The organism is Nocardia nepalensis, from assembly GCF_048910785.1.
Classification (GTDB): domain Bacteria; phylum Actinomycetota; class Actinomycetes; order Mycobacteriales; family Mycobacteriaceae; genus Nocardia; species Nocardia nepalensis.
The window spans coordinates 107,533-120,585 of the sequence record NZ_JBKBET010000035.1 but is presented as its reverse complement, the minus strand read 5'-3'; the positions used below and the strand labels follow the sequence as shown (position 1 = coordinate 120,585).

11 protein-coding genes are annotated in these 13,053 nt (G+C 67.7%); 8 read left to right on the top strand and 3 right to left on the bottom strand.

The window, feature by feature from the left end:
• Both ACHQ4I_RS29180 and ACHQ4I_RS29175 read right to left on the bottom strand, forming a co-directional pair.
• Positions 1 to 1,524, bottom strand: coding sequence for a sensor histidine kinase (locus ACHQ4I_RS29180; RefSeq protein WP_420775076.1), 1,524 nt, complete (start codon positions 1,522 to 1,524; stop codon positions 1 to 3).
• Positions 1,521 to 1,694, bottom strand: a complete 174-nt coding sequence (locus ACHQ4I_RS29175; protein ID WP_420775075.1) for a hypothetical protein — start codon at positions 1,692 to 1,694, stop codon at positions 1,521 to 1,523. The genes ACHQ4I_RS29180 and ACHQ4I_RS29175 overlap by 4 nt, the downstream gene beginning before the upstream one ends.
• Positions 1,695 to 1,858: 164 nt before the next feature.
• Between ACHQ4I_RS29175 and ACHQ4I_RS29170 the strand changes: the two genes are divergently transcribed.
• The 8 genes from ACHQ4I_RS29170 to ACHQ4I_RS29135 all read left to right on the top strand — a co-directional run bounded on the left by ACHQ4I_RS29170 (position 1,859) and on the right by ACHQ4I_RS29135 (position 11,315).
• Positions 1,859 to 2,224 (top strand): ArsR/SmtB family transcription factor, encoded by a 366-nt coding sequence (locus ACHQ4I_RS29170; RefSeq protein ID WP_420775074.1) that lies wholly within the window; start codon positions 1,859 to 1,861, stop codon positions 2,222 to 2,224.
• Between the two features lie 90 nt (positions 2,225 to 2,314).
• Entirely contained in the window at positions 2,315 to 4,138 is a 1,824-nt protein-coding gene (locus tag ACHQ4I_RS29165; RefSeq protein ID WP_420775073.1) for a phosphoenolpyruvate carboxykinase (GTP), read from the top strand.
• Positions 4,139 to 4,295: 157 nt separating this feature from the next.
• The gene (locus ACHQ4I_RS29160; protein ID WP_420775072.1) at positions 4,296 to 4,772 is read left to right on the top strand and encodes an NADH-quinone oxidoreductase subunit B family protein; all 477 of its coding nucleotides are present in this window, start codon (positions 4,296 to 4,298) and stop codon (positions 4,770 to 4,772) included.
• A 56-nt stretch (positions 4,773 to 4,828) separates the two neighbouring features.
• Positions 4,829 to 6,742, top strand: coding sequence for a proton-conducting transporter transmembrane domain-containing protein (locus ACHQ4I_RS29155; protein ID WP_420775196.1), 1,914 nt, complete (start codon positions 4,829 to 4,831; stop codon positions 6,740 to 6,742).
• Positions 6,743 to 6,747: 5 nt separating this feature from the next.
• Positions 6,748 to 7,698, top strand: a complete 951-nt coding sequence (locus ACHQ4I_RS29150) for a respiratory chain complex I subunit 1 family protein (RefSeq protein WP_420775195.1) — start codon at positions 6,748 to 6,750, stop codon at positions 7,696 to 7,698.
• 13 nt (positions 7,699 to 7,711) lie between these two features.
• Positions 7,712 to 8,374, top strand: coding sequence for a hypothetical protein (locus tag ACHQ4I_RS29145; protein WP_420775071.1), 663 nt, complete (start codon positions 7,712 to 7,714; stop codon positions 8,372 to 8,374).
• Positions 8,374 to 9,840: a proton-conducting transporter transmembrane domain-containing protein gene (locus ACHQ4I_RS29140; RefSeq protein ID WP_420775070.1), complete on the top strand. Its 1,467-nt coding sequence runs from the start codon at positions 8,374 to 8,376 to the stop codon at positions 9,838 to 9,840. The genes ACHQ4I_RS29145 and ACHQ4I_RS29140 overlap by 1 nt, the downstream gene beginning before the upstream one ends.
• Entirely contained in the window at positions 9,837 to 11,315 is a 1,479-nt protein-coding gene (locus tag ACHQ4I_RS29135; RefSeq protein WP_420775069.1) for a hydrogenase large subunit, read from the top strand. The genes ACHQ4I_RS29140 and ACHQ4I_RS29135 overlap by 4 nt, the downstream gene beginning before the upstream one ends.
• Positions 11,316 to 11,375: 60 nt before the next feature.
• Here the strand turns inward: ACHQ4I_RS29135 and ACHQ4I_RS29130 are convergent, their stop codons facing one another.
• On the bottom strand, positions 11,376 to 12,986 hold the full coding sequence (locus ACHQ4I_RS29130) for an NTF2-like N-terminal transpeptidase domain-containing protein (protein WP_420775068.1): 1,611 nt from the start codon (positions 12,984 to 12,986) through the stop codon (positions 11,376 to 11,378).
• Positions 12,987 to 13,053: the final 67 nt, after the last annotated feature.

The window sequence follows — 13,053 nt, the reverse complement described above, 5'->3', positions numbered from 1 at the left end:
TTAGGCCTGAACGGCTTTGGCGGAGTCCGCCGTCGGCCGCGGCAGCGTCACGGTAAAGGTCGCGCCGCTGCCCGGCTCGCTGTGCACGCTCACCCGGCCGCCGTGTGCCACGACGAGGGCCTGCACGATCGATAGGCCCAAACCCGTTCCGCCGCTGGCCCGGGTGCGTGAATCGTCGGTGCGATAGAACCGTTCGAATACTCGGGCGGCGGCATCCGGTGGCAGACCGGGGCCGGTATCGATGACATCGATGCGCACCGCATCGGCGGACGGGGTGAGCCGCACGGTGATCGCGGCGGTGGCCGGGGTGTGGGCCAGGGCATTGCCGAGCAGATTCGCCAGCACTTGACGCAAGCGCGCCTCGTCGCCGGTCACGTCCATGGTGCCGACGCCGGGACGGACCTCCAGGGTGATCCGGCGTTGCGGATCGGTCTGCTGCTGGGCCGCCATGGCCTGCGCGTTGTGCACCGCATCGCCGGCGAGTGTCAGCAGATCCACCGGCCTGCGGTCGAGCGGGCGTTTGGCATCCAGTCGCGCGAGCATCAGCAGATCCTCGACCAGCAGGCCCATGCGCTCGGCCTCACCCTCGATGCGGCCGACCACCATGCGCGCGTCGGTGCTCGCGCCCTGGCGGTAGAGCTCGGCGAAACCGCGAATCGTGGTGAGCGGGGTGCGCAATTCGTGGCTGGCGTCGGCGATGAACTGACGCATGCGGCGTTCCGAACGCCGGGCGTCCTCCTCGGAGGCCTCGGTGGCGGCGACCCCGTGCTGGATCTGGGCGAGCATCGCGTTCAACGACCGTGCGAGCCGATCGACCTCGGTGTCGACATCGCGCACCGGGACGCGGCGGTGCAGATCGCCGCCCGCGATCGCGGCCGCGGTCTCCTCGACCGTGCGCAGCGGACGCAGGCTGCGCCGGACCACGAAATATCCGACCACGCCGAGGGCGAGCAGCGCGGCCGCCCCGGTGGCGAGTTCGAAGTAGATCAACCGCGACACCGTCTCCTGGTTATCGGCGAGCGGCAGCGCGATGGTGGTCGAGCCGTACTGGTTACTGGTAGTCAAGGTGCGCCATTGCACCGAGGAATCGTTGGTCGAGCCGACCGTTGTGGGCACCGCTTTCGCTTGCCCGGCCATATCGGGCATGGCGCCGGTGCCCGCGATATTCCCTGGACTGCCCGAATAGAGCTGTCCGTCAGGGCCTTTGCGCAACTCGTAGAAGCGGCGCGGTTGGTCGGTGAACAGTCGGGGACCGGTCGGCGTGTCCGGCATATCGGCCGGAATCCACACCGTCGCACCGTCATTCGTGATGATCTGCCGCATCTGACGCGGCTGCGCCCACGAACGCGCCGCATCGTAGAGCTGCTCATCGGTTCGCGCGGTCAGGGATCGGCTCAACGCGGAGGTCACCGCGAAGCCCGTTGCCAGCAGCACCATGGCCGCCAGGAAGACGAGGGCGACAACGAGTCCGACCCGCAGCGGGATGGCCGACACCCGCCTGGCCAGCGCCTCGTGCAGTCTCATGCCCGACTCGGCTGCGGTTCGCGCAGCACGTAACCGACGGTGTGCAGCGTGCGGATGAGTTCCGGCTCGGTGGTATCGACCTCGCGCCGCGGATCCGACACATGCGACTCGACCGCGCCCGTGTCATCGCCGAAGTCGAGAATCCGCGCTGGCGGCTCTCCTCTGCTCATCACCCCAGCGTGCCGCCCCCAACATCACCCAACCTCAGCGAACGCTGGGTGTTTCCTGTGAGCGACCGAGCTCGGCTCGGGGCGTTCGGCGGTTGCTTCCCTGTTTGCTAAACTGCGAAATCAATGCGTCGGTCGGCTCGAGCCGATGCGGATAAGGCTGGAGGATGGTTCACCAAGTGCCGGGATTGAGCAGGCCGCTGTACCAAATGAAAGCCGACTTCTTCAAAACCCTAGGGCATCCGGTGCGGATCCGGGTGTTGGAGTTGCTCAGCGAGCGTGAGCATGCGGTATCGGAGATGCTGCCCGAGGTCGGTGTCGAGGCGGCGAACCTATCGCAGCAGCTGTCCATCCTGCGGCGCGCCGGATTGGTGACCGCCAGGCGTGAGGGCCTATCGGTGACCTACGCGCTGACCTCACCGCGGGTCAAGGAGTTGCTGGTGGTGGCACGCGCCATTCTGACCGGTGTCGTCGCCGGTCAGGCCGAATTGCTGGAAAGCCCGACCGAGACCGTGCCGGCCGTGGGCACCTGACCGCGATGAGCGGGAACCTCGGGCCCTCCCGCGTTCACTGGTTGCATATTTTCTAAACTAGCCACCTAGTCAGTTTCTAAGGAGAGTCCCGTGACCGATCACTCCCAGGCCTCGCAGGCTCCGACCGACCATCCGGGCATCCTCGCCTGGGTGCGGGAGGTCGCCGAGCTGACCGCGCCCGACCGCGTCGTCTGGTGTGACGGCTCGCGCCAGGAATGGGACCGCCTGACCGCCGAACTGGTCGACAAGGGCACCTTCGTCCGCCTCGACCGCAAGCCGAATTCGTTCTGGTGCGCCTCGGACCCAGACGATGTCGCCCGCGTGGAGGACCGCACGTTCATCTGCTCCGAGGAGCGGTCCGACGCGGGCCCGACGAACAACTGGATGGATCCGGTCGATATGCGCACCGTGCTGACCGAGCACTACCGCGGCGCGATGTCCGGGCGCACCATGTATGTAATCGCCTTCTGCATGGGACCTTTGGATGCGGCGGAGCCGAAATACGGTGTGCAGATCACTGATTCGGCCTACGTAGCGGTATCGATGCAGATCATGACCCGCTCCGGTGAGCAGGTGTGGAAGGCCCTCGCCGAGGGCACCGAATTCGTCGAATGTCTGCATTCGGTGGGTGCGCCGCTGACTCCGGGCCAGCAGGATGTGCCGTGGCCGTGCGATAAGACCAAGTACATCGCGCACTTCCCGGAGACCCGCACCATCTGGAGCTACGGCTCGGGCTATGGCGGCAACGCCCTGCTCGGCAAGAAGTGCTTCGCACTGCGGATCGCCTCGGTGCTCGGCCGCGACGAGGGGTGGCTGGCCGAGCACATGCTGATCCTGAAACTCACTTCCCCACAGGGCAAGACGCACTACATCGCGGCCGCGTTCCCGTCCTCGTGCGGTAAGACCAACCTCGCCATGCTCGAACCGGCGCTGCCGGGCTGGCAGGCCGAGACCGTCGGCGACGATATCGCGTGGATGCGCTTCGGCGCGGACGGTCGCCTCTACGCGGTGAATCCGGAGGCCGGATTCTTCGGTGTCGCACCCGGAACCGGGGCCGAGACCAATCCGAATGCGATCGCCACCATCGATGGCGGCAACTCGATCTTCACCAATACCGCGCTGACCGACGACGGCGATGTGTGGTGGGAGGGGCTGACGGACCAGCCGCCCGCACATCTCACCGACTGGCGCGGCCAGAGTTGGACGCCGGACTCGGGTACGCCCGCGGCACATCCGAATTCGCGCTACTGCACGCCGATCGAGCAGTGCCCGTCGGTGGCCCCGGAATGGAACGACCCGACGGGCGTGCCGATTTCGGCGATCTTCTTCGGCGGCCGCCGCGCCACCACGGTGCCGCTGATCGCCGAATCCTTCGACTGGGCGCACGGCGTCTTCGTGGCCTCCACCCTGTCCTCGGAGACCACCGCCGCCGCGGCGGGCAAGGTCGGCGTGGTCCGGCGCGACCCGATGGCGATGCTGCCGTTCCTCGGCTATCACGTCGGGGATTACTTCGCGCACTGGCTGGCACTCGGGGCAGGTGCCGATGCCGCCAAACTGCCGAAGATCTTCCAGGTCAACTGGTTCCGGCGCAGCGCGGACGGCAAATTCCTGTGGCCGGGATTCGGCGACAATGTCCGCGTGCTGAAGTGGGCGATGCAGCGTCTGGAAGGCACCGCCGACGCCGAGTGGACCCCCATCGGCCATGTGCCGACCGCCGAAGCGCTCGACCTCACGGGCATTGGCGACGGCTACCGAACACTGATCGACGCGGCGCTGGCCGTCGATACCGAGGAGTGGGTGGCCGAGACCCGCTCGATCGACGAGTGGTACGCCACCATCGGCGGCAACCGCTTGCCCGAGGTGCTACGTGAGCAACTGGCCGCCCTGAAGCTACGTCTCGTCGGCAACCGCTGACCGTGCGCGAACTTCGCGAATTCGAACGGGCGCTACTTCACTTGCGGGTTTTCGCAACTGCTTACATCGGCGGATGGTTATCTGCTAAACCTCTAGCCGTGGGCGATGTACGCGCAAACATTCCACCCGCCAGTCGAAGCCGTCGGTAGGGCGCGCGATGGGCTGGGTGCGCAAGATCGCGCGGGTCGGCCGAGTAGCCGAGCCCGCGCCCGCCGCGCCCGTGGCAGCGAATGTGCCTGCCGCCGTGCGTGGTTCGCTACAGATCAGGCATGTCGACGCCGGATCGTGTAACGGGTGCGAGGTCGAGATCTCGGGCGCGTTCGGTCCGGTCTATGACGCGGAACGCTATGGCGCGCGGTTGGTCGCGTCCCCGCGTCATGCCGACGCATTGCTGGTGACCGGGGTGGTCACGCGGAATATGGCCGAACCGCTGCGCCGGACACTCGACGCGACACCGCAGCCGAATCTCGTAATCGCCTGCGGTGACTGCGCATTGAACCGCGGTGTGTTCGCCGGTGCGTATGGGGTGGTCGGTGCGGTGCGGGACGTGGTGGATGTCGATGTCGAGATCGCGGGGTGCCCGCCGTCGCCGGATCGGATCGTCGCCGCGCTGCGTTCGGTGACCGGGCGGTGACCGCCACGGCGGTGGCCGAAGCGCCCGGTGTGCCAGTTCCGGTGCGGCACAATGGAATCGACGCATTATTCGCGGGCCTGGCGACCAGTGTGGTCGGCGCGGTAGGTGTGGCGATCGGGCTGGCCGGACTCTTCGGCACCGTGCGTCCGGTGCGCATCGGCTGGTTGCTGCCATTGTCCGGGGTGTATCTCGAGGTCGATCGGGTCGGCGGCTGGTTCATGGCGGTGACCGGCGCGGTCGCGGTGCCGGTCGGATTGTATCTGATCGGGTATGCGCGGCGGGAGCACCTGGGCCGGGTGCCGCTGTGGGTGCTGCCGGTCTTCGTCGCCACGATGCTCGCCGTCACGGCGGCGGGCTCGGTCACGACCTTCCTGCTGGCCTGGGAAGCCATGGCGATCGCCTCGCTCGTGCTGGTGCTGGCCGAGCATCGGCGCGCAGCGGTAAGGGCCGCGGGGGTGTTCTACGCGGTGCTGACCCAGCTCGGTTTCGTCGCGGTGCTGGTCGGGCTGCTGGTGGCGTCCGCTGCCGCCGGAGCCGATCGGTTCGGGGAATTCGGCGCGGTCGCCGACGCCACCAAGAACGTCGTATTCGTCCTCACCGTAGCGGGATTCGGTGCCAAGGCCGGTCTGGTGCCGCTGCATGCGTGGCTGCCCAGGGCCCATCCGGAGGCACCGAGTCCGGTGTCGGCGTTGATGAGCGCGACGATGGTGAATCTCGGCATTTACGGCATTGTCAGATTCGACCTGCTGATGTTCGGGCCGGGACCGCGTTGGTGGGGTCTGGCATTGCTGGTGCTCGGCGCGACGACGGCGGTCTACGGCATTCTGCAGGCCTCGGTCGCCACGGATCTCAAACGACTGCTCGCCTATTCGACCACCGAGAATATGGGCCTGATCGTCCTGGCGCTCGGTGCGTCGACCATGCTCGCCGACGCCGGTTCGACCGGAGCGGCCACGGTCGCGATGGCAGCCGCACTACTGCACCTGGTCGCACACGCGGCATTCAAATGCCTCGGCTTCCTGGCCGCCGGTTCGGTGCTGGCGGCGACCGGGCTGCGCGATCTGGATCTGCTCGGTGGACTGGCGCGGCGCATGCCCGCGACGACGACACTGTTCGGCATCGCGGCGCTCGGCGCGTCCGGATTGCCGCTCGGCGCCGGATTCGTCAGTGAGTGGCTGCTCGTCCAGTCGCTGATTCACACTGCGCGGCAACAGGATCCGGTGGTGGCGCTGGCGGCCCCATTGGCCGTCGGCGCGGTCGCGCTGACCGCGGGGCTCGGGGTGGCGACGATGGTGAAGGCCTTCGGGATCGGATTCCTGGCCCGGCCGCGCTCCGACGCCGCGGCACAGGCACACGAGGCACCCGCGACGATGCTCACCGGAATGGTGATCGCGGCCGGTGCGTGTGCGGTCCTGGCTGTCGCGCCGCTGTCGATCGGCGCCGGTTTGCGACGCGTGCTCGCGGTGCTGCCCGCCGCACGCGGTGTCCACTTCGATCTCGGTGTGACCGTGCGACTTCCGGGCCTGTCCGGTTCGATCGTGCCGGGCGCCATCGCGACCTCGCTGGTGGTCGCGGTGTTGACGGCCGTCGGCGTCTCCGGATGGCGGTCGCGGCGGCGTCCGGCCACGGCGGTACTTCCGCTGTGGGCCTGTGGAGCTGATCAACCGAACGCTCGGATGCAGTACACGGCAACGTCTTTCGGTGAACCGCTGCAGCGCGTCTTCGATGATGTGCTGCGCCCGGACACCGATATCGAGATCACCCATCACGCCGAATCCCGTTATCTGGTGGACCGAGTCGCCTATCACGCGCGCATCTCCGATGCGGTCGAGGAGCGGCTGTATCGACCGGTGGTCCGGGTGATCCGGCAGGCCGCGTGGCTGGTGGCCAGGGCGCACACCGGCAGCGTGCACCTGTATCTCGCCTATGGCGCCATCGGTGTGCTGATCGCCTTGGTGGTGGCGCGATGAGCGCGATGTCGGTGGTGGCCGGTGCGGTGCAGATCGTCGGCGTCATGACCGGTGCGCCCTTGGTGCTCGGGACCATGCGGCAGGTGCGCGCGCGGGCCGAGGGCCGGGCCGGAGCCGGGGTCCTGCAACCATGGCGGGATCTGCGCAAACAACTCGGCAAACAGTCGATCACGCCGACCGGCACGACGGTCGTCTTCGCCGCCGCGCCAGCGGTTCTCGCGGGCACGACACTGCTGATCGCCGCCATCGCACCGGTGGTCGCCACCGGCTCGCCGCTGGACGGTGCGGCCGATCTGTTCGCCGTCGTCGGTCTGCTGTTCCTCGGCACCGTGGCGCTGACATTGGCGGGTATCGATACCGGAACGTCGTTCGGCGGCATGGGCGCCAGCCGCGAGACCGTCATCGCGGCACTGGTCGAGCCGACCATCCTGCTGTCGGTGTTCGCGCTGTCGATTCCGGCGGGATCATCGAATCTCGGTGCGCTGGTGGCGAATACCCTCGATCATCCCGGACGGGTCGCCTCGCTGGGCGGGGTGCTCGCCGCGGCCGCGCTGGTGGTCGTGATCATCGCGGAGACCGGGCGCCTGCCGGTCGACAATCCGGCGACCCATCTGGAACTGACCATGGTGCACGAGGCGATGGTGCTCGAATACGCCGGTCCCCGGCTGGCATTGGTGGAATGGGCCGGCGGAATGCGGCTGACCGTGCTGTTGGCGCTGTTGGCGAATCTGTTCCTGCCGTGGGGGATTGCGGATGACCACCCGAGTGCGGCGGCGGTCGGCATCGGTGTCGTCGCGATCGCCGTGAAGGTCGCGGTGCTGGCCATCTTGCTCGCGAGCGCCGAGGTGTTCATCGCGAAACTGCGGTTGTTCCGGGTGCCCGAGCTGTTGGCGGGATCATTTCTCCTTGCCCTGCTCGCGGTGACCGCGGCGAACTTTTTCACCACGCGAACATGAGGAACGGAGTGCGATGACCGACGCGGGCTACGCGAGCGTGCTCGACTTCGCCGCGGGCGGTCTGGTGCTGGCCGCGGTCTTCGTGGTGTGGCGGCGCGACCTACGCGCGATCGTATGGCTGTTGGCCGGGCAGGGTCTGGCGCTGGCGGCCATTCCGATGGTGGCGGGCGTCCACCACCGGGACGCCGCACTGGTGCTGGTCGGTCTGGTGATCCTGGCATTGCGGGCCGGTGTGCTGCCCTGGTTGCTGGCCCGGGCCATCGGCGCGGAGCGGCGCGAATACCGGGAGGCCACACCGCTGGTCAATACGGCTTCCTCGCTGCTGGTCGCGGCCGGATTGACCGTGGTCGCGTTCGCGGTGACCCGGCCGCTGGTGAATCTGGAGTCGGGACCCGAGACCGCCGCGGTGCCCGCCGCCTTCGCGGTGGTGCTGATCGCGCTGTTCGTGATGGCCACGCGTCGACACGCGATTTCGCAGGCCGCCGGATTCCTGATGCTGGACAACGGCATCGCGGCCACCGCCTTCCTGCTCACCGCGGGCGTTCCGCTCATCGTCGAACTCGGCGTCTCGGTGGACGCGTTCTTCGCGGTGATGGTGATCGGCGTACTCACCGGGCGGCTGCGTCGCACCTTCGGCGGCGCCGACCTCGACCAACTGCGGGAGTTGCACGACTGATGACGATCTACGTCCTGCTCGCGATCCTCACCCCGGTCGGCGCGTCCATCGTCGGTGCGGTTGCCGGATGGCGGCGCAGCACCGCACTGGCCGCCGTGCTCAGCGCCATCATGGTGCTCGTCTGCGCGGCCGGGCTGGGTCTGCGACTGCACGGCGCAACGCATCTGCTGCTCGGCGGCTTCCTGCGGGCCGACGCGCTGTCGGTGACCATGCTGACCGTCATCGGTGTGGTCGGCACATTGGCGACGGTGGCCGGAATCGGTTATGTGAATGCCGAACTCGCGCACGACCACACCGACGATTTCGGTGCGCGCGCGTACGCGGCACTGGTGCCCGCATTCCTGGCCGCCATGGTTGTCGCGGTGTGCGCCAACAATATCGGAATCATCTGGGTGGCCGTGGAGGCCACCACCATCGCCACCGCGTTCCTGGTCGGGCATCGGCGCACCCGCGGCGCGTTGGAGGCCACCTGGAAGTATGTGGTGATCTGCTCGGTCGGGATCGTCATCGCCTTCCTGGGCACCGTGCTGTTGTACTTCGCCGCCCGGCATGCGGGCATCGCGGCCGCGCATGCGCTGAATCTCGATGTGCTGCTTGCCGATGCGGGCAACCTCGATCCGGCCGTCACGCGACTGGCGGGTGGGTTGCTGTTGATCGGCTACTGCGCCAAGGCCGGTCTGGTTCCGTTCCATACCTGGCTCGCCGACGCGCACAGTCAAGCGCCCGCACCGGTTTCGGCGCTGATGAGCGGTGTGCTGCTCTCGGTGGCATTCTCGGTGCTGTTGCGGGTCAAGTCGATTGTGGATGTCGCGATCGGAACCGGCTATCTGCGTATCGGTTTGCTGGTGATCGGATTGCTGACGCTGCTGGTCGCCGCGCTCATGCTCACCGTGACCCGGGATCTCAAACGGATGCTGGCGTATTCGTCGATGGAGAATATGGGCCTGATCGCGATCGCCGCGGCCGCGGGGACCCGGCTGGCCATCGCGGGCCTGCTGCTGCATGTGCTCGCGCACGGTGTCGGCAAGACGGTGCTGTTCCTGTCCACCGGGCCATTGCAGGCGGCCCACGAGTCCACGGCGCTGGCCGCGATCACCGGCGTTGCCGCCCGATCTCCGCTGATAGCAACCACTTTCGCGATCGGCATGGTGATATTGCTCGGACTGCCGCCGTTCGCCATGTTCGCCAGCGAACTCGCCATCGCCAGGTCATTGACCGACGCGCGGCTGGCTTGGGCGCTGGGTGTGGGTCTGCTCTTGATCGGGATCGCCTTCGCCGCGCTGGTGCGTAATTCGAGTCGCCTGCTGCTCGGGGCCGCGCCGGTCGATGCGCCGGTGATCGCGGTGCCGATGACCATGGCGGCCGCTTTGGTCGTCGGGGTGGTGGTCTCGGTCGCGCTGGGCATAACGGCCGGACCGTTCACCGATCTGTTCGGCACCGCCGCGAGCCAGGTGAGCGGACGATGACCGGATATGAACGGAGCTGCCGGATCGTCTCCGGTGACGAATTGGCGGATACCGCAGAGGAATTGCTCGATGCGGGCTTTCGGCTGGCGCTGACCGCCGCCCACGACGACGGACCGCTGCTGCGCGTTGTCTATCTGTTCCTCGCCGGTCGCCCGGATCGTCGCGTCGAATTGGAATGTCTACTGCCCGCCCGCGATCCGGCATTGCGGTCGCTGGCCTACCTGTCCTTCCCGGCCGGCCGCTTCGAGCGGGAGATGATGGACCTGTATGGGATTCGGCTGCTCGGGCATCCGCGGGCGCGGCGGTTGGTGCGGCATGCGCACTGGCCGGAGCAGTGGCATCCGATGCGCGCCGACGCGGGCGCGGTGCCCGAATTCGGCGGCTCCGGTGAGTTGCGGTTCCTGACCGTCGCGGGTGACGGGGTCTACGAGATCCCGGTCGGTCCGGTGCATGCCGGGCTGATCGAACCGGGACATTTCCGCTTCTCGGTGGTGGGGGAGACCGTCGTTCGGCTCAAGGCCCGCCTCTGGTACGTGCACCGGGGCATCGAACGTCAATTCCAGGGACGATCCGCGACCGATGCGGTGCAGTTCGCCGAGCGGATCAGCGGTGATACCTCGGCCGCCCACGCCCTGGCGCACAGCCTCGCCGTCGAAGAGGCCTGCGGCACCACCCTTCCCGATGCGGTGCACCGGCTGCGGGCGATGTTGGTCGAGCTGGAGCGGCTCTACAACCACGCCGCCGATCTCGGCGCGCTCGCCAACGACGTCGGGTTCGGTCTGGCCAACGCGCACGCCCAACGCATTCGCGAACAGCTGCTGCGCATGAACGAGGCCGTGACCGGAGCCAGGTTGCTGCGCGGCGCGATCCGTCCGGGAGGTGTTGTGCTGCGGGCACTTCCGGATATCACCGAGCTTGCCTCGATCGCCGCGGACCTCGCCGAAGTGGCCGAACTGACCTTGACCAACGCGGTGATCTACGACCGCTTCGCGGGCACCGGCCTGCTGGCCGCGGACGATGCTCGCGCGCTGGGATGTCTCGGCTATCCGGCCCGGGCCAGTGGTGTCGCGACCGATGCACGCATCGAGCACCCGGTCGTCGAATTGCCGGTGACCGAGATCGCCGCGGCCACCGGTGATGTGCTGGCCCGCTATACCGTTCGCCGCGACGAATTCGCGGCGTCGGTCGCCTTGATCACCGATCTGACCGAGAACCACAGCGGGCCGATCGAATTCACCGCCACAGTCGATACGGGCCGGGTCAGCAGCGGTGTCGGCATTGTGGAAGGCTGGCGCGGGACGATCGTGCACCGAGTCGAACTCGACGACGACGCCCGAATCACCCGCGCCAAAATCGTCGACCCCTCGTGGTTCAACTGGCCCGCACTGCCGGTCGCGATGAACGATACGATCGTCCCGGACTTCCCGCTGGTCAACAAGAGTTTCAATCTTTCCTACGCGGGCAACGACCTGTAGGGCGGCGACCGGGTAGGTGCGGGTCGCGATCGGTTCGGCCGCAGGAGCGTCGGCCGAGAGCTATTCATCTATGGGCGCGGGATGGAACATGCGTGCGGCTGTCCGGCTGAGCATATCGAGACCTTCCGGATTCTCGATATGGATCGCGAACACCAAATCACCCGCATTCGCGAGCAGCCAGCCCTGTCCTGACGCGGTGGTCATGAATCCGGGGCCACCGAGCATGGCGCGGAGTTGGTCGGCCGCCTCGGCGGGCAAGGGTGCCGAGGCGGCCGAAGCCGTTGCCGGTCGGCCTCTTTCGATCATCGGCGGGGTGATGTGCCCGCTGGCGATGGTGGCCGCGACGATCGCCATGCCGTAGGGGCTGGCCTGGATTTCGTTCGCTTGGCCGCGCCTGATCTGTTCGGCTCCGGCGGCCGGGATTCGCGAGCTCACCTTGTCCAGACCCGCCAGCTCGAAATCGACGCCGATGCCGAGCATGCGGGCGGCCCGGTCGATCTCATCGATGGATACGTCCTTCGGTGCTTTTCGCCCGATGGTCGCCGCCGCCGCGCGGAATAGTTCGGTAATGCCGCCGACCGGCGCGAGTCCGGCGAAGGCGACCGATCCGTTGGCGCTGGCCGAGTTGTTTTCCGCCGCGGCGACGATGGCACCGGTCGAGGGTTGGATCGCGACGATGGCCGCCGAATTCGCGACGTAGTTCACCGCGTCCTGAGCCGCGTGCTGCCAGCCCGGATCCAGCGTCGCGGCCACGTCAGGACCGGGTGTGCCCGGCTCTCCGGTGAGGTTGGCGACCGGGCGTCCGTCCTGGCCGGATACCTGAACCGCCCAACCGGCGCATCTGTCCCGATTCTGCTGCCACACCGTGCGCAGTGCGTCGAGCATCGGTGACTGCACCCGGCGGTCGGCGGCGATGAGCCGTGGCCGTGGCTGCGCCCGCACGCCGGGAATCGGTGTGATGTCCGGTTCCAGGATCGCGAAGTCGGCCTCTCGCAGATTGACCGCAACCACCGGCTTACCCCGCGCGGCATCGAGTTGTGCGCGCAGGGACGGTCCGGTGATCAGCGGGGCGACCGGCTCGATGGCCTTCGCCAGCGCATCGGTGGTGGCGACCGGATCGGTGATGCGGGCCGGATCGAGTTCGACCACATCGATGATCTGCTCGCTCATCAGTCTCTGCCCGAAGCTGTTGTTCACCACGGGCGGCGGCGGTGCGTAGGTGCGCACCAAGTGGACGGTGCGGGTGTTGTCCAGTTGTGGCACAACGATGGCGGGGTCCCACGATATGCGCCAGCCGGTCGCCAATTTCCGCACCGTGCCCTGGGAGTCAAAGGTCCAGTTCCGTCCGTTCCCGAACGTCCAGGCGCCCTGCAGGGTGAAGATTCCCTCCGCGCGATCCAACGCGATGAATTGCGCCAAGCGGTAGTCCGGTGCCCCGGTGCCGAGTCCCTCGAACACCTGCCGCAACGACGCGGTGGCGTTGCCGGGCTGGGAGCTGAGTTTGGCGGCGCTGTCCGCGTCCCGCTCGTTCAGCAATTCGGTGAACCGTTCGACCGCCGCCCGCGCATCGTCGAGGTTGTCGCCGAACGAACACGCACACCCCCCGATCCCCACCGCGAGTACCACCGCACCCACTGCTCCCGCCGCGCTTCGCCAGCGACGGCCCTTCACGGATCCTCCATCGCGAACCTCGATTCTCGAGATCAATCGTGCGATTGAATCGGCCAGATAATGGCCA

Bases quoted from the DNA above. Each gene is read 5' to 3' on its own strand.
- ACHQ4I_RS29160 (WP_420775072.1), top strand. From the start codon at position 4,296: ATGGGCTGGGTGCGCAAGATCGCGCGGGTCGGCCGAGTAGCCGAGCCC.
- ACHQ4I_RS29175 (WP_420775075.1), bottom strand. From the start codon at position 1,694: ATGAGCAGAGGAGAGCCGCCAGCGCGGATTCTCGACTTCGGCGATGAC.
- ACHQ4I_RS29150 (WP_420775195.1), top strand. From the start codon at position 6,748: ATGTCGGTGGTGGCCGGTGCGGTGCAGATCGTCGGCGTCATGACCGGT.
- ACHQ4I_RS29145 (WP_420775071.1), top strand. From the start codon at position 7,712: ATGACCGACGCGGGCTACGCGAGCGTGCTCGACTTCGCCGCGGGCGGT.
- ACHQ4I_RS29135 (WP_420775069.1), top strand. From the start codon at position 9,837: ATGACCGGATATGAACGGAGCTGCCGGATCGTCTCCGGTGACGAATTG.
- ACHQ4I_RS29180 (WP_420775076.1), bottom strand. From the start codon at position 1,524: ATGAGACTGCACGAGGCGCTGGCCAGGCGGGTGTCGGCCATCCCGCTG.
- ACHQ4I_RS29170 (WP_420775074.1), top strand. From the start codon at position 1,859: ATGGTTCACCAAGTGCCGGGATTGAGCAGGCCGCTGTACCAAATGAAA.
- ACHQ4I_RS29140 (WP_420775070.1), top strand. From the start codon at position 8,374: ATGACGATCTACGTCCTGCTCGCGATCCTCACCCCGGTCGGCGCGTCC.